This is a genomic window from Nocardioides sp. Soil777 (assembly GCF_001428425.1).
In the GTDB taxonomy this organism is placed as follows: Bacteria; Actinomycetota; Actinomycetes; order Propionibacteriales; family Nocardioidaceae; genus Nocardioides; species Nocardioides terrigena.
In genome coordinates, this window is the sequence record NZ_LMSN01000002.1 from 128,789 (window position 1) to 154,692 (window position 25,904).

26 protein-coding genes are annotated in these 25,904 nt (G+C 72.6%); 21 read left to right on the top strand and 5 right to left on the bottom strand.

What is annotated here, in order from left to right:
* Complete coding sequence (locus tag ASG88_RS04240; protein ID WP_082599889.1) at nucleotides 1-1,230, bottom strand: amino acid deaminase/aldolase; 1,230 nt, start codon at nucleotides 1,228-1,230, stop codon at nucleotides 1-3.
* Complete coding sequence (locus ASG88_RS04245; RefSeq protein ID WP_056886180.1) at nucleotides 1,227-1,685, bottom strand: hypothetical protein; 459 nt, start codon at nucleotides 1,683-1,685, stop codon at nucleotides 1,227-1,229. The genes ASG88_RS04240 and ASG88_RS04245 overlap by 4 nt, the downstream gene beginning before the upstream one ends.
* 46 nt (nucleotides 1,686-1,731) lie before the next feature.
* Here ASG88_RS04245 and ASG88_RS04250 point away from each other — a divergent pair, with 46 nt between their 5' ends.
* The 7 genes from ASG88_RS04250 (at nucleotide 1,732) to ASG88_RS04280 (ending at nucleotide 6,121) form a co-directional block, all read left to right on the top strand.
* A complete protein-coding gene (locus ASG88_RS04250; protein WP_056886181.1) occupies nucleotides 1,732-2,244 on the top strand; it encodes an SseB family protein in 513 nt (170 codons plus the stop codon).
* 294 nt (nucleotides 2,245-2,538) lie between these two features.
* Nucleotides 2,539-3,192: a translation initiation factor IF-3 gene (infC, locus tag ASG88_RS04255; protein WP_234411121.1), complete on the top strand. Its 654-nt coding sequence runs from the start codon at nucleotides 2,539-2,541 to the stop codon at nucleotides 3,190-3,192.
* An 86-nt stretch (nucleotides 3,193-3,278) separates the two neighbouring features.
* Complete coding sequence (rpmI, locus tag ASG88_RS04260) at nucleotides 3,279-3,473, top strand: 50S ribosomal protein L35 (protein ID WP_056886183.1); 195 nt, start codon at nucleotides 3,279-3,281, stop codon at nucleotides 3,471-3,473.
* A gap of 67 nt (nucleotides 3,474-3,540) precedes the next feature.
* Nucleotides 3,541-3,927 carry a 50S ribosomal protein L20 gene (gene rplT, locus ASG88_RS04265; RefSeq protein ID WP_056886184.1) on the top strand — a complete coding sequence of 129 codons (387 nt, stop codon included), beginning with the start codon at nucleotides 3,541-3,543 and terminating at the stop codon, nucleotides 3,925-3,927.
* Between the two features lie 16 nt (nucleotides 3,928-3,943).
* Nucleotides 3,944-4,753 (top strand): TrmH family RNA methyltransferase, encoded by an 810-nt coding sequence (locus ASG88_RS04270; RefSeq protein ID WP_056886185.1) that lies wholly within the window; start codon nucleotides 3,944-3,946, stop codon nucleotides 4,751-4,753.
* Nucleotides 4,754-4,771: 18 nt separating this feature from the next.
* Nucleotides 4,772-5,038, top strand: a complete 267-nt coding sequence (locus tag ASG88_RS04275; RefSeq protein WP_056886186.1) for a DUF4031 domain-containing protein — start codon at nucleotides 4,772-4,774, stop codon at nucleotides 5,036-5,038.
* Nucleotides 5,039-5,047: 9 nt separating this feature from the next.
* The gene (locus ASG88_RS04280) at nucleotides 5,048-6,121 is read left to right on the top strand and encodes a PAS domain-containing sensor histidine kinase (RefSeq protein WP_235534721.1); all 1,074 of its coding nucleotides are present in this window, start codon (nucleotides 5,048-5,050) and stop codon (nucleotides 6,119-6,121) included.
* Nucleotides 6,122-6,157: 36 nt separating this feature from the next.
* Here the strand turns inward: ASG88_RS04280 and ASG88_RS04285 are convergent, their stop codons facing one another.
* Nucleotides 6,158-6,790 (bottom strand): LysE family translocator, encoded by a 633-nt coding sequence (locus ASG88_RS04285; protein ID WP_056886187.1) that lies wholly within the window; start codon nucleotides 6,788-6,790, stop codon nucleotides 6,158-6,160.
* A gap of 127 nt (nucleotides 6,791-6,917) precedes the next feature.
* Between ASG88_RS04285 and ASG88_RS23290 the strand changes: the two genes are divergently transcribed.
* The 4 genes from ASG88_RS23290 to pheT all read left to right on the top strand — a co-directional run bounded on the left by ASG88_RS23290 (nucleotide 6,918) and on the right by pheT (nucleotide 14,025).
* Nucleotides 6,918-7,628 (top strand): response regulator transcription factor, encoded by a 711-nt coding sequence (locus ASG88_RS23290; protein ID WP_056886188.1) that lies wholly within the window; start codon nucleotides 6,918-6,920, stop codon nucleotides 7,626-7,628.
* Nucleotides 7,625-10,225, top strand: coding sequence for a DUF4153 domain-containing protein (locus ASG88_RS04295; RefSeq protein WP_056886189.1), 2,601 nt, complete (start codon nucleotides 7,625-7,627; stop codon nucleotides 10,223-10,225). The genes ASG88_RS23290 and ASG88_RS04295 overlap by 4 nt, the downstream gene beginning before the upstream one ends.
* Before the next feature lie 203 nt (nucleotides 10,226-10,428).
* Nucleotides 10,429-11,526, top strand: coding sequence for a phenylalanine--tRNA ligase subunit alpha (gene pheS, locus ASG88_RS04300; RefSeq protein ID WP_056886190.1), 1,098 nt, complete (start codon nucleotides 10,429-10,431; stop codon nucleotides 11,524-11,526).
* Nucleotides 11,527-11,541: 15 nt separating this feature from the next.
* Nucleotides 11,542-14,025 (top strand): phenylalanine--tRNA ligase subunit beta, encoded by a 2,484-nt coding sequence (gene pheT / locus ASG88_RS04305; RefSeq protein ID WP_056886191.1) that lies wholly within the window; start codon nucleotides 11,542-11,544, stop codon nucleotides 14,023-14,025.
* Nucleotides 14,026-14,031: 6 nt separating this feature from the next.
* Here pheT and ASG88_RS04310 read toward each other — a convergent pair whose 3' ends face one another.
* Entirely contained in the window at nucleotides 14,032-14,841 is an 810-nt protein-coding gene (locus ASG88_RS04310) for a maleylpyruvate isomerase family mycothiol-dependent enzyme (protein ID WP_056886192.1), read from the bottom strand.
* Between the two features lie 40 nt (nucleotides 14,842-14,881).
* Nucleotides 14,882-15,673 carry a hypothetical protein gene (locus ASG88_RS04315; protein ID WP_056886193.1) on the bottom strand — a complete coding sequence of 264 codons (792 nt, stop codon included), beginning with the start codon at nucleotides 15,671-15,673 and terminating at the stop codon, nucleotides 14,882-14,884.
* Between the two features lie 51 nt (nucleotides 15,674-15,724).
* Between ASG88_RS04315 and argC the strand changes: the two genes are divergently transcribed.
* The 10 genes from argC to ASG88_RS04365 are packed head-to-tail and all read left to right on the top strand — an operon-like array spanning nucleotide 15,725 to nucleotide 25,513.
* Nucleotides 15,725-16,753 (top strand): N-acetyl-gamma-glutamyl-phosphate reductase, encoded by a 1,029-nt coding sequence (gene argC, locus ASG88_RS04320; protein ID WP_056886194.1) that lies wholly within the window; start codon nucleotides 15,725-15,727, stop codon nucleotides 16,751-16,753.
* On the top strand, nucleotides 16,750-17,304 hold the full coding sequence (locus ASG88_RS04325; RefSeq protein ID WP_056886195.1) for an ACT domain-containing protein: 555 nt from the start codon (nucleotides 16,750-16,752) through the stop codon (nucleotides 17,302-17,304). The genes argC and ASG88_RS04325 overlap by 4 nt, the downstream gene beginning before the upstream one ends.
* Complete coding sequence (argJ, locus tag ASG88_RS04330) at nucleotides 17,301-18,452, top strand: bifunctional glutamate N-acetyltransferase/amino-acid acetyltransferase ArgJ (RefSeq protein ID WP_056886196.1); 1,152 nt, start codon at nucleotides 17,301-17,303, stop codon at nucleotides 18,450-18,452. Before ASG88_RS04325 ends, argJ begins: the two co-directional genes overlap by 4 nt.
* On the top strand, nucleotides 18,449-19,390 hold the full coding sequence (argB, locus tag ASG88_RS04335; RefSeq protein WP_056886197.1) for an acetylglutamate kinase: 942 nt from the start codon (nucleotides 18,449-18,451) through the stop codon (nucleotides 19,388-19,390). The genes argJ and argB overlap by 4 nt, the downstream gene beginning before the upstream one ends.
* Complete coding sequence (locus ASG88_RS04340; protein ID WP_056886198.1) at nucleotides 19,387-20,577, top strand: acetylornithine transaminase; 1,191 nt, start codon at nucleotides 19,387-19,389, stop codon at nucleotides 20,575-20,577. Before argB ends, ASG88_RS04340 begins: the two co-directional genes overlap by 4 nt.
* Nucleotides 20,574-21,497, top strand: a complete 924-nt coding sequence (argF, locus tag ASG88_RS04345) for an ornithine carbamoyltransferase (RefSeq protein ID WP_056886218.1) — start codon at nucleotides 20,574-20,576, stop codon at nucleotides 21,495-21,497. Before ASG88_RS04340 ends, argF begins: the two co-directional genes overlap by 4 nt.
* Nucleotides 21,494-22,039, top strand: coding sequence for an arginine repressor (locus tag ASG88_RS04350; RefSeq protein ID WP_056886199.1), 546 nt, complete (start codon nucleotides 21,494-21,496; stop codon nucleotides 22,037-22,039). The genes argF and ASG88_RS04350 overlap by 4 nt, the downstream gene beginning before the upstream one ends.
* Nucleotides 22,040-23,470: an argininosuccinate synthase gene (gene argG / locus ASG88_RS04355; protein WP_056886200.1), complete on the top strand. Its 1,431-nt coding sequence runs from the start codon at nucleotides 22,040-22,042 to the stop codon at nucleotides 23,468-23,470. It begins immediately after the preceding gene.
* The gene (gene argH, locus ASG88_RS04360) at nucleotides 23,470-24,906 is read left to right on the top strand and encodes an argininosuccinate lyase (protein WP_056886201.1); all 1,437 of its coding nucleotides are present in this window, start codon (nucleotides 23,470-23,472) and stop codon (nucleotides 24,904-24,906) included. Before argG ends, argH begins: the two co-directional genes overlap by 1 nt.
* Nucleotides 24,890-25,513: a DNA-3-methyladenine glycosylase gene (locus ASG88_RS04365; RefSeq protein ID WP_056886202.1), complete on the top strand. Its 624-nt coding sequence runs from the start codon at nucleotides 24,890-24,892 to the stop codon at nucleotides 25,511-25,513. The genes argH and ASG88_RS04365 overlap by 17 nt, the downstream gene beginning before the upstream one ends.
* Nucleotides 25,514-25,904: the final 391 nt, after the last annotated feature.

Here is a 25,904-nt window from a genome sequence, read left to right on the forward strand (position 1 = left end):
TCACCAGGCGTGGCCGAGACCGCGATAGCTCGGCACGGTCTCGACGATCCGGTCGCCCCGGACCAGGTGCACGTCGTTGACGTGCTCGAACAGCTCACCGGACTTGGCGTGCCTGAACCACACCAGCTCGCCGATGGCCAGCATGGCCGCCGGGTGGCCGGTGAGCGGTGTCTGGACCTCCCCGGCGCCCTCGAGGCCGGTCAGGTGCAGGCCCGGTGGCGCCCACGGGATCGGGGCACGGTCGTCGCCGACGGGTCCCGAGGCGATGAGGCCACCGCCGTGCACCGTCGCGAGTGCCGGGGAGGGCTTGCGACTGACCCGGAGCCCGAAGAAGGCCGCGGGGCGAGGGGAGAAGGACTGGTAGTGGTCGAACAGCCCGGGCACGAGCAGCCCCGAGCCGGCGGCCACCTCCGTGACCACCGGGTCGGCGACTGTGGACTCGACGGAGCCGGAGCCGCCACCGTTCCAGAACTCGAGGTCGGCCAGCCCGGCGAGCGCGTCGACGACCTCGCGGCGGCGCACCTCGAGCTGGGAGACCGACGCCTGCTTGAGGCGGCGCACCAGCAGCGACTTCGTGCGCTGGCCCGGGACGTCGTCCGGCACGCCGGCGACCTGTCCCTCGTAGGTCATCGCTCCGACAAGGACGAAGCCCGGACGGGCGACCACCTCGCGGGCGAGCGCGGTCACCGCGGCTGCGTCGTACAGCGGGGAGCGCTTGGGCCCCACGTGCTGGCTGCCCAGCCGCAGTCCGGCGTCGACGTCCACGGCGACCCTGACGACGACACCGGGGGAGGGGCGCGCGGCGTCCACGGCGTCGAGGTGGGCCACGTCGTCGACCATGAGGGTGATCGCGGCGGCCGCCGCCTCCGAGGACGTCAGGCGCGCCAACGCCCCGGGATCGACGCTGGGGTAGGCCACCACGACGTCGTCGCTGATGCCGGACCCGTGCAGGTGCAGCGCCTCCGCCACCGTGTAGGCCAGCACCCCGGAGAAGCCGTCGTGGGCCAGCGCCCGGGCCACCAGGGCAGGGACGCGGAGCGACTTGGAGGCGACGCGGACCGGCTTGCCACCCGCCCGTCGAGCCAGGTCGTCGGCGTTGGCGTCGAAGGCATCGAGGTCCACGACAGCGATCGGCGTGGACAGCGGCTCCGGGTGGTTTGCGACCGCGCCTCCCAGTCGGGCCCAGAGCCGGTTGCGCTCGACGAACCCGTCGACCGCCTCGTGGCTCACTGGATGCCGCGCTTCTTGAGCAGCGCCTCGATCTCGGCCATCTCGTCGTCCACCACCGGCTCCTGGCGCGGAGCCCGGGTCGACGACGCCTCGGGGACCGCCCGGCGCCGGGTGGAGCCCGTGACCTGCGCGTCGGGAGCTCCCGCGGCCCGGCCCAGCTGGCGGTCGCGCAGCACCCCGGCAAGCACGATCAGCACCAGACCGAAGCCGGCGAGGCCGATCCCGATCCAGGTGGCCGGGTTGAAGACCAGGCTGGACGCCCAGTCGGTGACGGACCCGGCGATCTCGGTGAACATCTCCAGGGTGCCGGTGAGGTAGGCGGCGACCGGCATCAGCGTGAAGCCGAGGGCCCGCATGGCGGCGGTCGTGCCGCGTCGCTGGAACGAGACCCAGGTCCAGGCCAGTCCCAGCAGGGTCAGGGTCGCGGTCAGTGCCGCCCACGTTGCTCCGTCCACCCCTCCAGAGTTCCACAGTGGTCCACGGAACAGGGACAATGGCCGCGTGGAACGACACATCCCCGACCCCGGGTTCGCCGGCGACGACGGCACCGCCGACCCAGCGCTGCGGACCGCGCTCGCCGTCCTGGTCGCCGAGCCCACGACGTACGGCGACGCGCTGCTGGCGCTCCAGGACGCGCGGCTGCTCGTGCCGGTCGTCGCCGTCCTCGGCGAGGTGGAGGTCGACGAGCACGGCCTCGCCCACGACAAGACCTCCGACATGGCGGCGGTGCTCATGACCGGTGCTGACGGCCGGCGTGCCCTGCTGGCCTTCACCGGCTCCGACAGCCTGGCCACGTGGGACGCCGGGGCGCGACCCGTCCCGGTCCCCACGAGGCTGGCCGCGCAGTCGGCCGTGCAGGACGGAGCCGCGGCCCTTGTCGTCGACATCGCGGGGCCCGCCACGGTGGTGGTCGAGGGCGACGACCTGACCCGGCTCGCGGCCGGGTGGCGGGTGGTCCGCCTCCAGGACGGTCGCGGCGACCAGCTGGGCTGGATTGGCCCGGCGGCGGAATGATCCGCTAGTCTTCGGTGTTGACCGATCAGTTCCACTCCGCCACCACCGGGAGCGGGACCGATCCTCCAAGCGGGAACAGCACCATCGTTCCCCACCCGCATCGATCGCCCTGCACCACAGGTCGTCGGGTCACGGTCCGGATGAGGCGCACGCCTGGCGTGCGTCACTGCTGGCTCCCGCTTGGTCCACCGCGGGAGCCATTGTTCATTTCGGGCAGGTGTCTCCGGCCAGGGTCATTCCAACCACTGAGTCACTGGAGGACACATCAGCACCGAGCTGCGCATCAACGAGCGGATCCGCGTTCCCGAGGTCCGTCTTGTCGGGCCCAATGGCGAGACGGTCGGCATCGTGCCGACCGACCAGGCGTTGAAGCTTGCCCAGGAGGCAGACCTCGACCTGGTCGAGATCGCTCCCCAGGGCCGGCCGCCAGTCTGCAAGCTCATGGACTACGGCAAGTTCAAGTACGAGAACGCCCAGAAGGCTCGCGAGGCGCGTCGCAACCAGACGAACGTGATCATCAAGGAGATGAAGCTTCGTCCCAAGATCGACGCCCACGACTACGAGACCAAGAAGGGTCACGTCGTCCGCTTCCTCAAGGCCGGCGACAAGGTCAAGATCACGATCATGTTCCGCGGTCGTGAGCAGCACCGCCCCGAGCTGGGCTTCCGGCTGCTGCAGCGCCTGGCCGAGGACGTCACCGAGCTCGGCTTCATCGAGTCGTCGCCCAAGCAGGACGGCCGCAACATGATCATGGTGCTCGGCCCCCACAAGAAGAAGGCCGACGCCAAGATCGACGCCGCCGCCGCCAAGGACGCCAAGGCGGCCCAGCGGGAGGCCGCTGTGGCCGAGGAGCAGGCAGAGCGCGACGCCGCCCACGCGGCGGGTCCCGTCGCGGCGAAGAAGGAGCGCGGCCGCTCCGAGAACCTCGACGACGACATCGAGGCGTGAGCCTGCGTCACCTCGCAGTCCCACCACGTCAACCGCGTCGTCCATCAAGGACGTCCCAGACATCCAGCAGCAGAAAGTAGAGAGAGATGCCGAAGAACAAGACGCACTCCGGTGCCAGCAAGCGCTTCCGCGTGACCGGCTCGGGCAAGATCCTTCGCGAGAAGGCCGGCAAGCGCCACAACCTCGAGAAGAAGCCCTCCAAGGTCACCCGTCGCCTGTCGGGCACGGTCGAGGTCGCCAAGGCCGACAACGCGCGCGCCAAGAAGCTGCTGGGTCGCTGACCCACGAGCCGCCTCCGGCGGTTGGTTGCACCACCTTTCCCCAGATTTAGCACCAAGGAGTTTTGAAATGGCACGCGTCAAGCGGGCGGTCAACGCCCAGAAGAAGCGCCGGGTCGTCCTCGAGCGCGCCTCCGGCTACCGCGGTCAGCGTTCGCGCCTGTACCGCAAGGCGAAGGAGCAGGTCACCCACTCGCTCGTCTACAGCTACAACGACCGCCGCAAGAACAAGGGCAACTTCCGCAAGCTGTGGATCCAGCGCATCAACGCCGCCGCGCGTGCGCAGGGCATGACCTACAACCGCTTCATCCAGGGCCTCAACCTCGCCGGTGTCGAGGTCGACCGCAAGATCCTGGCCGAGCTGGCCGTCAACGACGTCGCGGCGTTCAACGTGCTCGTCGAGACCGCCAAGGCCGCCCTCCCCGAGGACGTCAACGCGCCCAAGGTCAGTGCCTGATCGTCACGACCCCAGCATGAGCACCCCCCTGACCGCGGGCACCCCACTCACCGTGGGCAACACCCGCGTCAAGGAGGCTCGCAAGTTGAGCCGCCGCCCGGTCCGATCCGAGCGGCGGCTCTTCCTTGCCGACGGCCCCAAGGCCGTCGAAGGTGCCCTGTCGACCGTGCTCGACTCCGGGGAGCGCTGCGTGGTGGAGGTCTTCGCCACGCCCGACGCCGAGCAGCAGTACGCCGCCCTGCTGGCGTCCGCCGACGTCGTCACCACCGTCGACGACCGGGCGCTCGCTTCCCTCTCGGACGCCGTCAACCCGGCCGGGGTGGTCGCCGTCTGCCGCCACCTCGACGTCCCCCTCGCGTCGGCCCTGACGGGGCCGATGGTCGCTATCTGCGCCGACGTGCGCGACCCCGGCAACGCCGGCACGGTCATCCGCACGGCCGACGCGGCCGGGGCAGGCGGTGTGGTGCTCGCCGGGAGCTCGGTCGACGCCTACAACCCCAAGACCGTGCGCGCCTCCGTGGGCAGCCTCTTCCACCTCCCGGTGGCGGTCGAGCCCGACGCCGCCGCCGCCGTGGCCGCGGCCCGGGCCGCCGGCTACACCGTGCTGGCCGCCGACGGCGCCGGCGACGTCGACCTCTTCTCCGCCGACCTCGGCGGGCCCACCGCCTGGCTCTTCGGCAACGAGGCGTGGGGCCTGCCCGCCGACCTGGCGGCGCTCGCCGACCACCGGGTCGCGATCCCCATCCACGGTCGGGCGGAGAGCCTCAACCTCGCGACCGCCGCCGCGGTCTGCCTCTACGCCAGCGCTCGCGCGCAGCACGGCTGAGGACCCCGGGCGCACACCATGATCCTCATCGACCCACCTGCCGTCCCCCGCTGGGGCCGCACCTGGTCGCACCTCGCCAGCGACACGTCGTACGACGAGCTGCACACCTTCGCCCTCGCCCAGGGCGTCCCTGAGCGCGGCTTCGACCGGGACCACTACGACGTCCCGGCGGAGTACTACGACGCCATGGTCGCCGCGGGTGCCGTCCCCGTGACGAGCCGCGAGCTCGTCGGGCGCCTGCGCGCCTCCGGCCTGCGACGCCCCAAGGCGGCCCGGCCCGACTAGGGTGAGCCGGTGCCCCGCATCGTCGAAGCCCGGCCCACGCGGCTCCAGTCGCTGGCCGACCTCTACCCGGACGGCATCCTCGGTGCCACCATCGCGGGCGAGATCACGTTCATCAACGACCACGCCGCCCGTTTGCTGGGGACCACCGTCGAGCAGGCGATGGGGGGCCGGCTCGAGGACGTGCTGCTGCTCCAGGACCAGGACGGGGAGACGTGGCTGCACGTCAACCGCCCCGACCGCAGCATCTCCACCCGGACTGGCATCCCCGAGCAGTCGTGGCTCAACTCCCGCGGCGAGGAGGTCCTGACCACCGCGCGCATGGTGCGTGAGCGGCCGCTGGCCCCGGTGGTGGGCGTGGCCATCGGGATCCGCAGCGGCCGCGGCCGGGCCCGGCTCGACCGCGAGCGCTCGGACCTCGTCGCCACCGTCGCCCACGAGCTGCGCTCCCCGTTGACGGGCGTGAAGGGCTTCGTGCAGGCGCTGCTCAACCGCTGGGACAAGCTCAACGACGACCAGCGCAAGCTGATGCTCACCACCGTCAACGCCGACGCGGACCGGCTCGTCCGCCTGATCGCCGAGCTGCTCGACGTCGCCCGCATCGACACCGGGCGGCTGTCGCTCTACCCGCGTGGGTGCGACGCGGTCGTGCTGGCGCGACGCGTCGTCGACTCCGTCGGCGCCGGCACCAGCCGGGTCATCGAGCTCGAGGCTCCCGACGGAGTTCCCGAGATCTTCGCCGACCCCGACAAGTTCACCCAGGTCGTCACCAACCTCGTCGAGAACGCCGTCCGCCACGGCCAGGGCCGGGTCACCGTGTCGCTGGCCCCGACCCCGGAGTCCTCGGACGTCGCGGGGGTGCGCATCTGCGTGGACGACGAGGGTGACGGCATCCCCGAGGAGATGCGGCGGCGGGTCTTCACCAAGTTCTGGAAGCACGGCTCCAGCGGCGGCTCCGGGCTGGGGATGTACATCGTCGGCGGACTGGCGCGCGCCCACGGGGGCTACGTGACCGTCACCGACGCGGACGGCGGGGGAGCGCGCGTGGTGGTCGACTGGCCGAGCGAGAACGAGCGCCCGGACTGACCCCCGACTGACCCCGGATGAGCAGGAGCGGGTGACCTACTCCGCCGCGGCCATCGTCGCGCCGAGCCCGATCATCATCACGCCGCCGGTGGCCCCCATGGCGTCCAGCCGCTCAGGTCGCCGGGCGAACCAGTCCCGGGCCTTGCCCGCGGCCATCGCCCACGCCGAGTCGCTGGCCACCGCCAGCACGCCGAAGAGCAGGCCCAGCATCGCGATCTGGAGGCCGACGTGCCCGGCGGTGGGGTTGGTGAACTGGGGGAGGAAGGCCACGAAGAACACGATCGTCTTGGGGTTGCTCATCCCGACGACCATCCCCGTCCACACGGCCGCACCGGGCCGCTCGGGCCGTCGCTGTCCGGTGGTCAGCGCCACCCGCGCGTCCTTGCGGTGGCGGATGGCCGAGATGCCCAGCCACACGACCCACGCGGCACCGGCGAGCTTGAGGACGGTGTACGCCGTGGCGCTGGCGACGACCACGGCGCCGAGGCCGAGGGCGACCAGCAGCACCTGCACGAGCAGCCCGAGTGCGTTCCCGAGCACCGACAGCAGCGCCTCACGACGTCCGACGCTCAGCGCGCGACCGATCGTGAAGAGCAGGCTCGGGCCCGGCACCTGGATGAAGAGGATCGAGGCGAGCACGAAGGCGAGCAGCTGGCTGGTGGTCGGCACCCGACAAGGCTAGGACGCCCGGGCCCGCCGCGCCTCCCCATATCGCGGGGCGGGCGCCGGGCCATCTGCACACAACCTTCACGAGTCGTCCCCGCCTCCCACGCCGTGGGACTCCTAGGGTCGAGCCATGACACGACGACGGGTGCTGGTGGTCGAGGACGAGCGGGTCATCAACGACCAGCTGACCGAGCGGCTGCGGGCCGAGGGGTACGACGTCGCCCAGGCCTTCGACGGCCTCGCCGCGGTCCACGAGGCGCACGCGGGCGAGCCCGACGTCGTCGTCCTCGACGTGATGCTCCCCGGCATCGACGGACACGAGGTCTGCCGCCGCATCCAGGCGCTGCGTCCGGTGCCGGTGCTGATGCTCACCGCCCGCGACGACGAGGCCGACATCCTCGTCGGCCTCGGGGTCGGTGCCGACGACTACCTCACCAAGCCCTTCCGGATGCGCGAGGTGGTGGCCCGCGTCGCGGCGCTCGTACGCCGGGTCGACCGCGCGGCCGAGCTGGCCGCGAGCCCCGAGCGGTCCCCGCTGGTCGTCGGCGGGCTCACCGTCGACCCCGGGCGCCGGCGCACGACCCGCAACGGCGCCGAGGTGCACCTGACGCCCACCGAGTTCGACCTGCTCGTCTGCCTGGCCCGGGAGCCGGGCCAGGTGCTCACCCGCGAGCGGCTGCTCGCCGACGTCTGGGGCTGGGCCGAGACGGGCCTCACCGGCGTAGCGACCCGCACCGTCGACAGCCACGTCAAGGCACTGCGGCACAAGCTGGGGGCCACCTGGATCCGCACCGTCCACGGGGTCGGCTACGCCCTCGAGCCCGGGGAGCCGGCCGCGTGAGCCGCGCCCTCGACCCGGTGACCAGCATCAAGGTCAAGCTGGGCGCCCTCGTCGCGGCCTCCGTCGTGGTCGCCGCGCTCCTCGCGACGCTCGGCTCGGCCGCCGGCGTGCCGGCCCTGCTGACGGTGCCCGTCGCGGTGGCGCTGGCCCTCGGGGTGACCCAGCTGCTCGCGGCCGGCATGGTGGCGCCGCTGCGCCAGATGACCGACGTCGCCCAACGGATGGCACGCGGGGACTACTCGGGCCGGGTCCGCACGACCGCCACCGACGAGGTCGGCCGGCTGGCCGTGGCGTTCAACCAGATGGCGGCGGACCTCGAGCAGGTCGAGGCCGAGCGCCGCGACCTCATCGCCACCGTCTCCCACGAGCTCCGGACACCGCTGGCCGCCATGACCGCCGTCCTGGAGAACCTCGCCGACGGGGTCGTCCCTGCGGATCCCGCGCACCTCGCCGGCGCCCTGGCCCAGGCCGAGCGCCTCCGGGACCTCGTCGCGGACCTCCTGGAGCTCTCCCGGCTCGAGGCCGGCGTGATCCGGCTCGAGCCGCGCGACGTCGAGCTGGCCACGGTGGTCGCCGACTGCGTCCGCGAGGTGGCGCACGCAGGACGGACCACGTCGTACGACGTCACGATCGCGTCCGACCTCGTCGTGAGCGCCGACCCCGCCCGCCTCCGGCAGCTGCTGGTCAACGTCCTCGACAACGCGGGACGTCACAGCCCCTCCGACTCCCCGGTGCACGTCACGGCCGGGGCCGCCGTCGACCACTGGTGGCTGGAGGTCGTGGACCGCGGACCCGGTGTGCCCGCCGACGATCGCGAGCGGGTCTTCCAGCGGTTCGGCACCGACGCCACCGGAGGGGGCACCGGCCTTGGCCTGGCCGTGGCCCGCTGGGTGGCCGAGCTCCACGGAGGCACCCTGCGCTTCACAGACCCGGCCCCCGGTGGGACCGGCGCCCGCCTGCACCTCCACGTCCCCCTCGCCCTGCCCCAGGAGTCCGTCGTGCCCGCAGTCCCGCCCGCCACCCACGCTCCCGCTCCCACCGCGACCCCGCGTCCGGACGGTCCGCGCGGTCCCGTCGGGCCGCCGCAGCAGGGGATGGACGCACTCTTCGGCTCCTTCTGGCCCGAGCCGCCCGGCTCGGCCGCCCTCCGGGTCGTCGTCGCCAGCATCCTGGTCGGGGTCCTCGCCGGGGCCACGGTGACGTTCGTGGGCCCGGGCCTCGCCTGGACGCTGGTCCTCGCGGCCGCCGGGGGAGCGGCGTACGTCGCAGCGAGGCACCGCCGGGACACGTTCGTCGCCGCAGCCACCGCGCTGGGCCTGCTGCTCGTCGTACCCCTCACCCTCCTCGACAACGCGGCGATCGCCCTGCTGTGCGTGGTCGCGGCCATCGCCGTCTTCCTGGTGGCCGTCACCCGCGCCGTCACCCTCCCCGGGTTCGTGCTGGCCGGCCTGACCTGGCCACTGTCGTCGCTGCGGGGACTCCCGTGGTTCGGCCGGAGCCTCCGGCTCGTCGGGACGGGGGGTCGGACCCCGGCCGTCGCCCGCACGGTCGCCCTGTCCCTGCTCGGGCTCGTGGTCTTCGGTGCCCTGTTCGCCTCCGCCGACGCCCTCTTCGCCAGCTGGGTCGACGCCGTCGTCCCCAACCTGACGTTCGGCGACCTGGTCGCCCGGGTGTTCGTGGCGTGCGCGGTCTTCGGGCTCTGCCTCGCCGGCTCGTACGCCGCCCTCAACCCTGCCCGCGTCGAGGCGCCTGGACGGCCCGCGGACCCGCTCCCCAACCGCTTCGAGTGGCTGGTGCCGGTCCTCATCGTCGACGCCGTCTTCGTCGTGTTCCTGGCCGCCCAGGCCACGGTGTTCTTCGGCGGTCACGCCTACCTCGAGGAGACCACCGGACTTACCTACGCCGACTACGTCCACCAGGGCTTCGGCCAGCTCACCGTGGCGACCGCCCTCACCCTGCTCGTCGTCTGGGCCGCCGCCCGTCGGGCCGGTGACACCCCGACGGACCGGCTGTGGCTGCGGCTCTCGTCGGGACTGCTGTGCGTGCTCACCCTGGTGGTGGTGGCCTCGGCGCTCTACCGGATGCACGTCTACCAGGAGGCCTACGGCTTCACCACGCTGCGCCTCGTCGTCGACGTCTTCGAGGGATGGCTGGGGGTCGTCGTGCTCACCGTCATGGTCGCGGGCGTGCTGGGGCTGGGCCGCTGGATCCCCCGGATCGCACTGGTCACCGGCGCAGTCGCCACCCTGGGCCTCGCCGTCGTCAACCCCGACGCGTGGGTCGCGGAGCGCAACATCGACCGTTACGAGCAGACGGGTGACCTTGACGTGCGCTACCTCCAGTCGCTGTCGGCCGACGCGGCACCCGTGGTCGTCGAGCGCCTTCCCGAGCGGGTCGCGGCCTGTGTCCTGCAGTACCTCCCGGCCAACCAGCTCGACGAGGAGGACCGCACGGTGTGGGGCTGGAACCTCGGCCGGGAGCGGGCGCGCGACGCCCTCGCCGACGTGGACCTGCCCCCTCCGCCGGACGCCTCCGGGGATCCCTGCACGCCGGTCTACGAAGAATTCGGGGAGCCGGCCGGGACCCGTGTCGGCTAGTCTCACGGCCATGGAGCCCCGCCTGCGATTTCGTCGCCCCGGACCGGCCGTCGGTCCGGGGGCCACGGATCTCCGGGGCGCGTCGGCCTGACCGACGCCGACCGCACAGGCCAGGCCTTCGTACGACGCCGGGTCCGGGGAGCTGCCCCGTCCGACCCACTTCTACAATCGGCGCGTCCACGAAGACGTGAGGAAAGGGAGCCATGTCCGGCCCCAACACCGAGTACGACCCCGTCCAGGTCACCCCGCTCGACGCCGACCAGGTCGAGGCGATGCGCGAGGCGGCGGTCGCTGCCATCGCGGCTGCGTCCGACCTGGAGGCCCTCAAGGCGGTCCGCCTCGAGCACGTCGGCGACCGCTCGCCCCTGGCCCTCGCCAACCGCGAGATCGGCGCCCTGCCGCCGCAGGCCCGCAAGGACGCCGGCCAGCGCATCGGGCAGGCCCGCGGCGCGGTCAACAAGGCGCTGGCCGAGCGCCAGGTCCAGCTCGAGGCCGAGCACGAGGAGCGGATGCTGGTCGAGGAGACCGTCGACGTCACGCTCCCCACGGACCGGGCCCGTCGCGGCAGCCGTCACCCCATCACGCTCCAGTCCGAGCTGATCGCCGACATCTTCGTCGCCATGGGCTGGGAGATCGCCGAGGGGCCGGTCGTCGAGGCGGAGTGGCTCAACTTCGACGCGCTCAACCTCGGACCCGACCACCCCGCGCGCACGATGCAGGACACCTTCTGGACCGAGCCCGCCGACCACCACGTCGTGCTGCGCACCCAGACCTCCCCGGTGCAGGCGCGCACCATGCTGACCCGTCGGCCCCCGATCTACGTCGCCTGTCCGGGTCGCGTCTTCCGCACCGACGAGTACGACGCGACCCACAGCCCGATGTTCCACCAGGTGGAGGGCCTCGTCGTCGACGAGGGCATCACCATGGCCCACCTCAAGGGCTCGCTCGACCACCTCGCCTCGCAGCTCTTCGGGGACGGCATCGACACGCGCTTCCGCCCGTCGTACTTCCCCTTCACCGAGCCCTCGGCCGAGGTCGACGTCCGCTGCTTCGTGTGCCGGGGCGTCGACAGCGCCTCCTGCCGCACCTGTCGCGGCGAGGGCTGGATCGAGTGGGGTGGCTGCGGCGTGGTCAACCCGCGCGTGCTCGTCGCCTGCGGCGTGGACCCCGAGACCTACTCCGGCTTCGCGTTCGGCATGGGCATCGACCGCAGCTTCATGTTCCGCCACAACCTCGAGGACCTGCGACCGCTCTTCGAGGGCGACGTGCGGTTCTCGTCCGCCTTCGGGTCCGAGATCTGAGAAGGAGGATCCGAGATGAAGACACCCCTGTCCTGGATCACCGAGTACGTCGACGTGCCTGACCACCTCAGCACCGACGAGCTCACCGCACGCCTCACCCTGACCGGGCTCAAGCTCGAGGGCATCCACAGCCCCGGTGCCGCGATCACCGGGCCACTGGTGGTCGGCCGCGTGCTCACCATGGAGCCCGAGCCGCAGAAGAACGGCAAGACCATCAACTGGTGCACCGTCGACGTCGCCGACGCCAACGGCACCGGGGAGCCGCAGGGCATCGTCTGCGGCGCCCACAACTTCGCACCCGGTGACCTGGTCGTCGTGGTGCTGCCCGGCGGAGTGCTGCCGGGAGGTTTCGAGATCTCCGCGCGCAAGACCTACGGGCACGTCTCCTCGGGCATGATCTGCTCGGCCGCCGAGCTGGGCCTCGGCGACGACCACGACGGCATCATCGTGCTGCCGTCCGACGCCGGGAAGCCCGGCGAGGACGTCCGCCCCCTGCTCGGCCTCGACGAGGAGATCATCGAGTTCGAGATCAACCCGGACCGGGCCTACGCCCTGTCCCTGCGCGGGATCGCCCGCGAGGTGCTGGTCTCCGTGGACGGGGCCAGCGGCTTCCGCGACCCGGCGCTGCGCGACACCCCTGCGGCCAACGACCAGGGACACCCGGTCGTCGTCGAGGACCCGACGGGCTGTCCCGTGTTCGTGGCCCGCACGGTCACCGGCTTCGACCCGGCGTCACCGACCCCGGACTTCATCGCCCAGCGCCTCACCGCCGCCGGCATGCGTCCGATCTCGCTCGCCGTCGACGTCACCAACTACGTGATGCTCGAGACGGGGCGGCCGATCCACGGCTACGACGCCGACACGCTGCAGGGACCGATCGTCGTACGCCGCGCGCGTGCGGGGGAGCGGCTCACCACGCTCGACGGCACCGCCCGCACCCTGTCCGAGGAGGACCTGGTCGTCACCGACGACTCGGGCATCATCGGCCTCGGCGGCGTGATGGGTGGGGAGTCGACCGAGATGTCGGCCACCACCACCCGCGTCCTCGTCGAGGCCGCGCACTGGGACGCGACCTCGATGTTCCGGACCGGCCGACGGCACAAGATCACCTCCGAGGCCGGCAAGCGCAACGAGCGCGGCGTCGACGCGACCATCTGCGAGGCCGCGGCCGACCGGGTGGTCGAGCTGCTCACGACGTACGGCGGTGGGCAGGTCGACCCGGGCGTCACCGTCGTCGGGACGCCCCCGCCGATGCCGACGATCACCGTGGCCGGCGACCGCGCCGCCCGGGTGTCCGGACTCGACATCAGCGAGGAGCGGGCCGTCGAGGCGCTGCGCGCCGTCGGGTGCGAGGTGTCCGGCACCGGCACGCTCGAGGTCACCCCGCCGCCGTGGCGGCCCGACCTCACCGACCCCCAGGACACCACCGAGGAGGTCATCCGCCTCGTCGGCTACGACACCATCCCCTCGGTGCTTCCCAAGGCCCCCGGTGGCGGCGGCCTCACCCGCACGCAGCTGCTGCGGCGCCGCATCGGCCGCACCATGGCCGGTGCCGGCTACGTCGAGGTGGTGACGTTCCCGTTCGTGGGTGACCACGACCTCGACGCCCTCGGGCTCCCGGCCGACGACCCGCGCCGCACCACCCTGCGCCTCTCCAACCCGCTCAGCAGCGAGGCGCCGGGCATGACCACGACCCTGCTGCCCGCGCTGCTGCGCACGGCCGGCAAGAACGTCGGGCTCGGCACGACCTCGGTCGCGATCTTCGAGGCCGCGCCCGTCACGCTGCCCCGGGCCACGGCGCCTGCGCCGATCCTCCCGGTGGACCGGCGGCCCACCGACGCCGAGCTCGACGCCCTGACCAAGGCGCTGCCCGACCAGCCGCTGCACCTCGGTGTGGTGGCCACGGGTGACGCCGAGGCGGCCGGCTGGTGGGGCGACGGTCGTGCCGTCGCCTGGTCGGACGCGGTGGACGCCGTGCAGGTGGTGGCGGAGGCGCTCGGTCTCGAGCTGACCTCGCGCCCCGCCGACACCGCGCCCTGGCACCCCGGGCGCTGCGCGGCCCTGCTGCTCGGCGACGTGCTCGTCGGCCACGCCGGCGAGCTGCACCCGCGGGTGTGCGCGGCCTTCGGCCTCCCGCCCCGGTCCGTGGCGGCCGAGGTCGACCTCGACGTGATGCTCGAGCACGCCGTGCACCTGCGGCCGTCGCCGACCTTCTCGCCCTACCCGGTCGCCAAGGAGGACGTGGCGCTCGTCGTCGACGAGACCGTGGCGGCCGCCGACGTGGAGGCCGCGCTGCGTGAGGGCGCCGGCCCTCTCCTGGAGTCGATCCGCCTCTTCGACGTCTACACCGGCGAGCAGGTCGGCGAGGGGAAGAAGTCGCTGGCCTTCGCACTGCGCTTCCGTGCTCCGGACCGCACCCTCAAGGAGGGCGAGTCCTCGGCGGCGCGCGACGCCGCCGTGCGGGTCGCCGCCGAGCGGACCGGGGCCGTCCAGCGCTGAGCCGGGTCAGTTGATCGGGTGGTCCACGATCGCGCGGAAGCGGGCGAGGGCCTCCCGGTCACCGGCGATCGACAGCTCGGCGTCGTCGCCCCGGTGCCACAGCCAGGCGTCGAGGGCGGCGGCGGGTCCGTCGACCACGACGTCGGGCTCGAGGCCGGCAGGTGCCTCGACGAGGTGGACGTCCTCCTCGTCGCTGATGACCTGGCCGCTCTGGGGGTCGGTGCCGCTGAAGAGCCCCACCTGGGCCCACAGCTCGTCGCCGGTGTCGGTGCAGTCGAGCCGGACGTAGTGGGGGAGCGGCTCCCAGGAGCCCCAGGGCGGGCACCCGCCGTACATCACGCCGATGACCTCGGCGACCCCGTCGGCGGCCAGCCGGGGATCGACCTCCGAGGGAGTCCCAGCGACCAGCTCGGCGTCGATCCGGTGCACCAGCGCCTCGTGCGCCTGCCGGCGCAGGATGAACCCCACGGTGTGGTCGTCGGACCAGGTCCACGCCTCGTCCGCCGGCGGGGCGCCGTCCAGGGCCGCGGCCAGGGCCGCGCTGGCGACGTCGTACGCCGCGAGCAGCTCCGGGTGGGTTGCGGGGCGACCCACGTCGTAGGCCTCCTCGCCCTCGGCGGGCTCGGCGGGACGGTCCGCCACGGCTCCGGCCCAGAAGCGCTGGACCTTGGTGAGGTGCCAAAGCAGGTCGGCGGCGTCCCAGTCGGGGCACGACGGCACCCGGGCGGCCGGGTCGGTGTCGGCCAGCACCGCTCGGAAGCGGGCGGACTCGGCTCGGATGTGGGCGAGGTAGTCCTCGGGCGTCAGTCGCGTCATCGCCCCACGGTAGGGCGCGCCACCGACGGCGCGACAGCCGTTATCCGCGCCACCAGCCCCGGCGACGAGGGGCGGGGTCCACGTCGTGGCCCAGCCCCTGCCGCAGCGCGCGGAGGAGCAGGTCGTCGCTCGACGAGACCTCGAGCAGGCTGTCCGCGGTGGGGTAGCCGTGCATCCACCACAGGAGCGTCGCCGCGTCCGTCGACACGATGGCCCCCGGAGCGCGCGTGCCCGTCGGACGGAACGCCGCGTGGTCGCCCCGACTGCTCGAGCCGCACTCGAGGTACCACGACCGGGCGGTGTCGGTGGCGCGGAGCACCACCGGGTCGGGCCGCCACGCGACGTGGGCGTCCGGCTCGGCCCAGTGCGCCAGCGCGCGGTCGACACCGTCGGTCGCGACGGCGGGGCTCAGGTCGGGGGTCACGCGTCCGGCCGCGAGGCTGGCGGCGTGGGCGACGCCGATCGCCTCGTGGGCCAGCAGCCGAGCGACCTGCCCGGTGGTCCCGGGCGTCCCGAAGAAGTCGATGGCCGTGTCCGGTCCGGCGGCCAGCAGTCCTTCCTCGAGACGGGTGAGCTCGGAGCCGATCGCCGCTACCAGCGCCGCGTGGTCGGGCGGGGGAGTCGGCTCCGGGCGCCCGCTCCAGTGCAGCCCCGGGTGCTCCAGCGACCAGGCCCAGATCTCCAGCGTGGCCCAGTGCTCGCGTGTCGCCGGGTGCACCGGCACGCCCTGGGGTGGCAGGGTGTCGGTGGGACCCAGCTGTGCGAGGCTCGCGACGGCGGCGCGTCCGTGCAGGTCCAGCAGGTCGAGGTGCTCGGCGAAGGTGATGGCCACGGCCAGACCCTAGTGAGGCATGATCATGCACTCGCATGTATAGTCATGCATATGACCTTCTCCGTCGCCGTCGCCGGTGCCAGCGGATACGCCGGGGGCGAGGTGCTGCGGCTGCTCCTCGGCCACCCGGACGCCCGGATCGGCACGCTCACCGCCGGCTCCAACGCCGGTGAGACCCTCGGCAGCCTCCAGCCGCACCTCGTGCCCCTTGCCGACCGCGTCCTCGAGGCCACCACGGCCGAGACGCTCGCCGGGCACGACGTGGTGGTCCTCGGGCTCCCGCACGGCCAGTCGGCCCCCATCGCCGAGGCCCTGGGTGACGACGTGGTCGTCATCGACTGCGGTGCCGACTTCCGGCTGACCGACGCCGCCGCGTGGGAGCACTTCTACGGCGGTTCCCACGCCGGTTCCTGGCCCTACGGCCTCCCGGAGCTCCCCGGCCAGCGGGACCTCCTGCGCGGCGCGCGGCGCATCGCGGTCCCCGGGTGCTACCCGACGGTCTCCACGCTCACCATCGCCCCGGCGCTCGCCGCCGGCCTCGTCGAGCCGGACATCAGCGTCGTCGCCGCGAGCGGCACGTCCGGGGCTGGCAAGGCCGCCAAGCCGCACCTGCTCGGCAGCGAGGTGATGGGCAACGCCAGTGCCTACGGCGTCGGGGGAGTCCACCGCCACACCCCGGAGATCACCCAGAACCTCGGCCGCGTCCACGACGGCGACGTCCGGGTCAGCTTCACACCGTTGCTGGTGCCGATGTCGCGCGGCATCCTGGCCACCGTGTCCGCTCCGCTCGCCCGGGACGTCGACGCCGACGAGGTGCGTGCCGCCTACCTCGCGGCGTACGCCGACGAGCCGTTCGTGCACGTCCTCCCGGACGGCCAGTGGCCGCAGACCCAGTCCGTGCTCGGTTCCAACGCCGTGCACGTCCAGGTCACCGTCGACCCCGCCGTACGCCGCGTGGTCGCGGTCGGCGCCGTCGACAACCTCGCCAAGGGCACCGCCGGCGCCGCCGTGCAGTGCCTCAACCTCGCGCTCGGCCTCGACGAGACCACCGGGCTCTCCACGATCGGACTCGCACCGTGAGCGACCAGAACCCCGACCAGACCTCCGACGAGACCACGGAGCAGCCCGCCGAGCAGGGCACCGCGACCGTCAGCGGGCCCACCTTCACCCTGCTGAAGTACCCCGAGAAGCTCGCCATCGTGCGTCTCGGCCCCGGCGCCGAGCTCCCGCAGTGGGCCGAGTCGGCCACCCTCTTCTCGATCACGGCCACCGCGACCGAGACCAGCCTGGTCTGCGCGACGCGCTCGGTGCCGACCAAGACCCCGAGCATCAAGCCGCTGACGGCCTTCCAGGTGCGGGGCCCGCTCGACCCCGACGCGGTCGGCATCCTCGCGGGGCTGCTGGCGCCGCTGGCCGAGGAGCAGATCCCGGTCTACACCCTCTCCACCTTCGACACCGACTGGGTGATGGTGCGCCTCGTGGACGCCGCCAGGACGGCCGAGGCCTGGCGACGACGGGGTCACACCGTGACCGACGCCGTGCCCGCCAAGCCCGTCCGCGACAAGGGCCGCGACCGCCCCCGCAGCGCGCGGGGCAGCCGTGACAAGTCCGCAGGAGAGACGAAGAAGTGACCACCACCCATCCCGCAGGATTCACCGCCGCCGGCGTCGAGGCCGGCCTCAAGACGAGCGGGGGCAAGGACCTCGCCCTCGTCGTCAACGCCGGACCGACGTACGACTCCGCCACCGTCTTCACCGCCAACCGCTGCAAGGCCAACCCGATCCTGTGGAGCCAGGAGGTGGTCAAGGACGGCACCGTCCGCGCGGTCGTCCTCAACTCCGGGGGCGCCAACTGCTACACGGGCCCCGACGGCTTCCAGACCACCCACGCGGTCGCCGAGCGGGTGGCCGAGCGGCTCGGCATCGGCGCCATCGACGTCGTCGTCTGCTCCACCGGTCTGATCGGCCTGGCCAACGACCGCGACGCCCTGCTCGCCGGTGTCGACGACGCGCACGCGCACCTCTCCTCCGACGGCGGCCCGGCGGCCGCCGAGGCGATCATGACCACCGACTCGGTGAGCAAGCAGGTCGTGGTCGAGGGAGCCGGCTGGTCGATCGGCGGGATGGCCAAGGGTGCCGGGATGCTCGCGCCCCAGCTCGCGACGATGCTGGTGGTGCTGACCACCGACGCCGTCGTTCCCGCCGCCGACCTCGACGCCGCCCTGCGCGCGGCGACGCGCGTCTCCTTCGACCGGCTCGACTCCGACGGGTGCATGTCCACCAACGACACCGTCACCGTGATGGCGAGCGGCGCCAGCGGCATCACCCCGACCCCCGCCGACTTCACGGACGCGCTCACGCAGGCGTGCACCGACCTGGCGATGCAGCTGCTCAAGGACGCCGAGGGCGCCGACCACGAGATCGCCATCACGGCCCTCAACGCCGCGTCCGAGGACGAGGCCGTCGAGGTCGCCCGCAGCGTGGCCCGCTCCAACCTCTTCAAGGCCGCCGTCTTCGGCAACGACCCCAACTGGGGACGCGTGCTCGCCAGCATCGGCACCACGCAGGCGGCCTTCGACCCCGCCGACCTCGACGTCGCCATGAACGGCGTGTGGGTCTGCCGGCAGTCCACACCGGCGGAGGACCCGGCAGGCGTCGACCTCACCGGCCGCGAGGTCAGCGTCACCATCGACCTCAAGGCCGGCGACGCCCGCGCCACCGTCTGGACCAACGACCTCACCCACGCCTACGTCCACGAGAACAGCGCCTACAGCTCATGACGACGACATCCAGCTCCCAGAACCGGCCCGACCCCGCCAAGGCCCGCACCCTCGCCGCGGCGCTCCCGTGGCTGAAGCGCTACCACGGCCGCACGATCGTGGTGAAGTACGGCGGCAACGCGATGACCGACGACCGCCTCAAGGCGGCCTTCGCCGAGGACGTCGCGTTCCTGCGCTTCGCCGGCTTCAAGCCCGTGGTCGTCCACGGCGGCGGCCCGCAGATCTCCGCGATGTTCAAGCGGCTCGACATCACCTCGGAGTTCAAGGGCGGTCTCCGGGTGACGACCCCCGAGGCGATGGACGTCGTCCGGATGGTCCTCGTGGGCCAGGTGCAGCGCGAGCTCGTCGGGCTGATCAACCAGCACGGACCGCTCGCCGTCGGGCTCTCCGGCGAGGACGCCGGCCTCTTCACCGCGACGGCCACCAACACCATCGTGGACGGTGAGGAGGTCGACCTCGGCCTCGTGGGCGAGGTCGCCAAGGTCCGTCCCGAGGCCGTGCAGGACATCGTCGAGGCGGGCCGGATCCCGGTGATCTCCAGCGTCGCCCCGGACGAGAACGGCCTCGTGCACAACGTCAACGCAGACACCGCCGCGGCGGCGCTGGCCATCGCGCTGGATGCCGAGAAGCTGCTGGTGCTGACCGACGTCGAGGGCCTCTTCCGCGACTGGCCGGACAGCGACGACGTGATCCAGGAGATCAGCCCCGAGGCGCTGGACGACATGCTGCCGTCGCTCGCCAGCGGGATGGTCCCCAAGATGACCGCCTGCCTGCAGGCCGTCCGCGGCGGTGTGCCGAGGGCCACGGTCGTCGACGGTCGCGAGGAGCACGCGGTGCTCCTCGAGATCTTCACCGACGAGGGCGTCGGCACCCAGGTGCTGCCCGGCGTCGAGACCAAGCTGCGCAAGGCGCACACCAGCCCGGAGGTCAAGGGATGAGCTGGCAGGAGCGCTACGAGGGCGCCCTCATGAACACGTTCGGCACGCCGAGGCTCAAGCTCGAGCGCGGCGAGGGCGTCCGGGTCTGGGACGACGCCGGTCGGGAGTACGTCGACCTGTACGGCGGCATCGCCGTCAACGCCCTCGGCCACGCCCACCCGGCGATCGTCGAGGCCGTCACCACCCAGCTCCAGACCCTCGGCCACGTCTCCAACTTCATCGCCTCCGAGCCGCAGCTCGCGCTCGCCGAGCGCCTCCTCGGGCTCCTCGGCTGGTCGGACGGCCGGGTGTTCTTCTCCAACTCCGGCGCCGAGGCCAACGAGGCGGCCCTCAAGCTGAGCCGTCGCACGGGTCGCACCCACGTGGTCGCGGCCACCGGCAGCTTCCACGGCCGGACCATGGGCGCGCTCGCGCTGACCTCCAAGGCGGCCTACCGCGAGCCGTTCGAGCCGCTCCCCGGGCACGTCACCTTCGTGGAGTACGGCGACGAGGCCGCCCTCGCCGCGGCCGTCACGGACGAGACCGCGGCCGTCATCCTCGAGCCCATCCAGGGCGAGGCCGGCGTCCACGTGGCTCCCGAGGGCTACCTCGCCGCGGCGCGCGAGGTCACCACGCACCACGGGGCCCTGCTCTGGCTCGACGAGGTGCAGACCGGCATCGGCCGCACCGGCGCCTGGTTCGCCCACCAGCTGCCGTTCGCCGGAGGAGTGACCCCCGACGTCGTCACGCTGGCCAAGGGCCTGGGCGGCGGCATCCCGATCGGCGCCACGGTCGCGCTCGGCGACGCCGCCACCCTGCTCCAGCCGGGCAACCACGGCACCACCTTCGGCGGCAACCCGGTGGCCTGCGCGGCCGCGCTCGCGGTGCTCGACACCGTCGAGCGCGACGGCCTGCTCGAGCACGTCGAGCACGTCGGCAAGCGCCTCGCCGACACGCTCGCCGACCAGCCGGCGGTCACCGAGGTGCGGGGGCACGGCCTGATGCTGGCCGCCGACCTCGACGCCGAGGACGCGGCGGCCGTCGTCGACGCCGGACGCGACGCGGGGTACCTGCTCAACGCCACCGGACCGTCGACGCTGCGATTCGTCCCGCCGTTGGTGCTCTCCGAGCACGACGTGGAGGCGTTCGCCGCGGCGTTCGGGGGAATCGTGGCGGGTGCGCGGGCCGACGACCGGGGAGGCGCCTGATGCGCCACCTGCTCGCCGACGACGACCTGACCCCCGCCGAGCAGGCGGAGGTCCTCGACCTGGCGGCCGCCGCCAAGGCGGACCCCTTCGCCCACCGGCCCCTCGAGGGGCCGCGCACCGTCGCCCTGGTCTTCGACCGGCCGACGCTGCGGACCCAGGTCTCCTTCTCGGCCGGGATCGCCGAGCTCGGCGGCCACCCGATGACCGTCGACGGCGGCCTCGCCGCCATGGGGGAGCGGGAGTCCGTCGAGGACGTCGCCCGGGTGCTGGGGCGCCAGGCCTCGGCGATCGTCTGGCGCACGGCGCACCAGGCCGATCTCGCCACGATGGCCGCCTTCGCCGGGGTCCCCGTGGTCAACGCCCTCACCGACGAGTTCCACCCCTGCCAGCTGCTCGCCGACCTCCAGACCGTGCGTGAGCACGTCGGTGCCCTGGCCGGCACGCGGGTCGCCTTCGTCGGCGACGGCGCCTGCAACATGGGCAACTCGTGGGTCCTGGCCGGTGCCACCGCCGGCATGCACGTCGTGGTCGGCGCCCCCGAGGGCTACGAGCCCGACGCCGGCGTCGTGGCCCGGGCCCGCGAGGTCGCGACGCGGACCGGCGGCTCGGTGACCCTGGAGCGCGACCCGGTCGCCGCCGTCACCGGCGCGGCCGTGGTCGTCACCGACACCTGGGTGTCGATGGGTCGCGAGGAGGAGAAGGCCGACCGGCTGCGTCTCCTCACGCCGTACGCCCTCACCGCCGGGCTGCTCGCCCACGCCGATCCCGGCGCGATCGTCATGCACTGCCTGCCGGCCTACCGCGGGACGGAGATCGACGCGGCCGTCATCGACGGTCCGCAGAGCGTCGTCTGGGACGAGGCCGAGAACCGGCGGCACGCCCAGAAGGCGATCCTCATGTGGCTCCTGGAGCAGGTATGAACGACACCGCCGTCAGCCCGACGACCAAGAGCGCCCGGCACCAGCGCATCATCGACCTGGTGACCCACCACGACGTGCGCTCGCAGACCGAGCTCGCCGAGCTGCTGGCCGGTCGCGGCGTGCACGTCACCCAGGCCACCCTGAGCCGCGACCTCGTCGAGCTCGACGCGGTCAAGATCCGCAGCGCCTCCGGCGCCCTCGTGTACGCCGTCCCCGCCGAGGGGGGCGACCGCTCCCCGGGTGCCACCCGCGAGACGGCCGCGGCCATCGACCGGCTGGCCCGGCTGTGCAGCGAGCTGCTGGTCAGTGCCGACGCGAGCGCCAACCTGGTGGTGCTGCGCACCCCGCCCGGTGCCGCGCAGTTCCTGGCCAGCGCGTTCGACAAGGCCGACCTGGGCGACGTCCTCGGCACCATCGCCGGCGACGACACCGTGCTCATCATCGGCCGCGACGCGGCCGGCGGGGAGGCGCTCGCGCGCCGGTTCCTCAGCCTGGCCAACCACGACACGACAGCCCCCCACCCAGCAAAGGACGAGATCTAAGTGAGCAAGGTCCTCACCTCCCTGCCCATCGGCGAGCGGGTCGGCATCGCCTTCTCCGGCGGCCTCGACACCTCCGTGGCCGTCGCGTGGATGCGCGCCAAGGGCGCCGTCCCGTGCACCTACACCGCCGACATCGGCCAGTACGACGAGCCGGACATCTCCGGCGTCCCCGGCCGTGCGCTCGAGTACGGCGCGGAGATCGCCCGCGCGGTCGACTGCCGGGCCTCGTTGGTGGAGGAGGGCCTGGCCGCGATGGCGTGCGGTGCGTTCCACATCCGCTCCGGCGGCCGCACCTACTTCAACACCACCCCGCTCGGTCGCGCCGTCACCGGCATGATGCTGGTGCGGGCGATGCACGAGGACGACGTCGACATCTGGGGCGACGGGTCCACCTTCAAGGGCAACGACATCGAGCGGTTCTACCGCTACGGCCTGCTCGCCAACCCCGAGCTGCGGATCTACAAGCCGTGGCTGGACGCCGACTTCGTCCACGAGCTGGGTGGTCGCGACGAGATGAGCCAGTGGCTCACCGAGCGCGGCCTGCCCTACCGCGACAGCAAGGAGAAGGCCTACTCCACCGACGCCAACATCTGGGGCGCCACCCACGAGGCCAAGACCCTCGAGCACCTCGACGTCTCCCTCGAGACCGTGCAGCCGATCATGGGCGTGAAGTTCTGGGACCCCTCCGTCGAGATCCCCACCGAGGACGTCACCGTCCGCTTCGACCAGGGCCGCCCCGTCGCGATCGACGGCACGTCGTACGCCGACCCGGTCCAGCTCGTCATGAAGGCCAACGAGATCGGCGGCCGGCACGGCCTGGGCATGTCCGACCAGATCGAGAACCGGATCATCGAGGCCAAGTCCCGCGGCATCTACGAGGCGCCCGGGATGGCGCTGCTGTGGATCGCCTACGAGCGGCTGCTCAACGCCGTCCACAACGAGGACACCATCGCCAACTACCACCACGAGGGGCGCCGCCTCGGTCGGCTGCTCTACGAGGGCCGCTGGCTCGACCCCCAGGCGCTGATGATGCGCGAGTCGATCCAGCGCTGGATCGCCTCGCTGGTCACCGGCGAGGTGACGCTGCGCCTGCGCCGGGGTGAGGACTACACGATCCTCGCCACCGACGGCCCCGCGTTCTCCTACCACCCGGACAAGCTCTCGATGGAGCGCACGGACAACGCCGTATTCGGTCCCACCGACCGCATCGGCCAGCTGACGATGCGCAACCTCGACATCGCCGACTCGCGGGCCAAGCTCGAGCAGTACGCCAGCCAGCCCCAGGACCAGGGTCACGTGCTGGTCGAGAACGGCAACCTCTTCGGCGAGATCGAGCCCGGTGGCGCCGACCGGATCGCCCGCCGCAACGGCGCCGACCAGCTCGACGACGAGGCGCTGGACCACGCTGCGATGGACGTCGGGACCGACTGATGGCCGAGTCGGGCACCACCCACGGCACCACCAACCAGGGCAAGCTCTGGGGCGGGCGCTTCGCGTCCGGCCCCTCGCCCGAGCTGGAGGCACTCTCGCGGTCGACGCACTTCGACTGGCGGCTCACGCCCTACGACCTGGCCGGCTCCCGGGCGCACGCCAACGCCCTGCACGGCGCCGGGTTGCTGACCGATGACGACCACGCCGAGCTGCTGCGCGGTCTTGCGGTGCTGGGGGAGCGGTACGCCGCGGGCGACCTGCACCCAGACCCCTCCGACGAGGACGTGCACGGCGCGCTCGAGCGGCTGCTCCTCGAGGAGGTCGGGACCGACGTGGGTGGGCGGATCCGGGCCGGCCGGTCCCGCAACGACCAGGTGGCCACGCTCTTCAAGGCCTTCCTGCGCGACCACGCCGCGACCGTCGCGGGCCAGGTCCTCGACCTCGTCGACGCGCTCGTCGTCCAGGCGCAGGAGCACCTCGACGTCGTCATGCCGGGGCGCACGCACCTGCAGCACGCCCAGCCGGTGCTGCTGTCGCACCATCTCCTGGCCCACGCCTGGCCGCTGCTGCGCGACGTGTCGCGGCTGGTCGACTGGGACGCCCGCGTCGCGGGTGACTCGCCGTACGGCTCGGGTGCCCTGGCCGGCTCCTCGCTCGGCCTGGACCCGACCGCCGTGGCGACCGAGCTGGGCTTCACCGGCTCGAGCGCGAACTCGATCGACGGCACTGCGGCCCGCGACTTCGTGGCCGAGCTCGCCTTCGTGACGGCGATGATCGGCGTGGACGTCTCGCGGCTGGCGGAGGAGGTCATCCTCTGGACGACCCGGGAGTTCGACTTCGCCCGGCTTCACGACTCGTGGTCGACGGGGTCGAGCATCATGCCGCAGAAGAAGAACCCCGACATCGCCGAGCTGGCCCGCGGCAAGGCCGGTCGCCTGGTCGGCAACCTGGCTGGGCTGATGACCACGCTCAAGGCGCTGCCGCTGGCCTACAACCGCGACCTCCAGGAGGACAAGGAGCCGGTCTTCGACTCGGTCGACACCCTCGAGGTCCTGCTGCCCGCGTTCACCGGCATGGTCGCGACCTTGCAGTTCAACACCGCCCGGATGGCGGAGCTCGCACCCCAGGGGTTCTCCCTCGCGACCGACGTGGCGGAGTGGCTGGTGCGCGAGGGCGTGCCGTTCCGGGTCGCGCACGAGGTCGCCGGTGCGTGCGTACGCCGCTGCGAGGAGCTCGGCGTCGAGCTCCACGAGCTGACGGACGACCAGCTGGCCGAGATCTCCACCGACCTCGGTCCCGGCGTCCGCGAGGTCCTCACCGTCGAGGGGTCGGTCGGCTCACGCACCGGCCGGGGCGGTACGGCCCCGGCACGGGTCCGCGACCAGCTCGCCGAGCTCGCCGGCCAGGTGGCCGCCCACCGTGAGCGGCTCGCCTGACCTGGTCGACCTGCTGGGGGGAGCGGTCCACGAGGTGGCGCCGCTCCTCCTCGGCTCCGTGCTCTCCCACGGGGGAGTGGCCGTCCGAATCACCGAGGTCGAGGCGTACGGCGCCGCCGACGACCCGGGATCCCACGCCCACCGGGGCCGGACCCCGCGCAACTCCGTGATGTTCGGCCCGGCCGGCCGGCTCTACGTCTACTTCACCTACGGCATGCACCACTGCGCCAACGTGGTCTGCGGCCCTGAGGGGGACGCGGCCGCCGTGCTGCTCCGTGCCGGGGAGGTCGTGTCCGGTCTCGAGCTGGCCCGCGTACGCCGCCCCGGGTTCGGCGACCGCGACCTGGCGCGTGGTCCCGCGCGGCTCTGCACGGTCCTCGACCTGGACCTCGTGAGCAACGGCGCCGACCTCGCTGCGGGTCCGCCGCGCCTCGAGCTGGGCGACACGCCCGATCCTTCGATCGTGTTCTCGGGGCCCCGGGTGGGGCTGCGGGGCGCACCGGAACGCCCCTGGCGCTTCTGGCTCACCGGGGAGCCGACGGTGTCCGCGTACCGCCCGGCGACCCCCGTGCGCACCTCGCAACGCTCTGACCTGCGGAAACAGTGACGAGGCGACCCCGATTTGTCAGCGGTTGAACGAGGGGTCTAATGTTTCACCTGTCGCCGCAAGCGGCCAGCGAAACACCAGCCTCACCGGCTGGAAGAAGCGGGTTCTTGCATGCGCGGCGGGTGCGGGTACGGCCGAGATTGACGAGGCCGACCTGGACCGGTAAGTTACTGCAGGTTGTCCCAAGACAAGAACCGCGAGGTTCGCACTTGGGTGCGTCTGATGTTTGAGAACTCAACAGTGTGTCATAGTCGACGAATTAGTTTGTTATGCCCCGTCACCATAGCTTTTGAAGTTGTGGTGGTGGTTTCTTTGGTTAACGATAATTTCTGACATATTTGTCAGTGATTGTTCGATGCTAGGGGATGTGGCTCTCTTTTCCTGTGCTGGC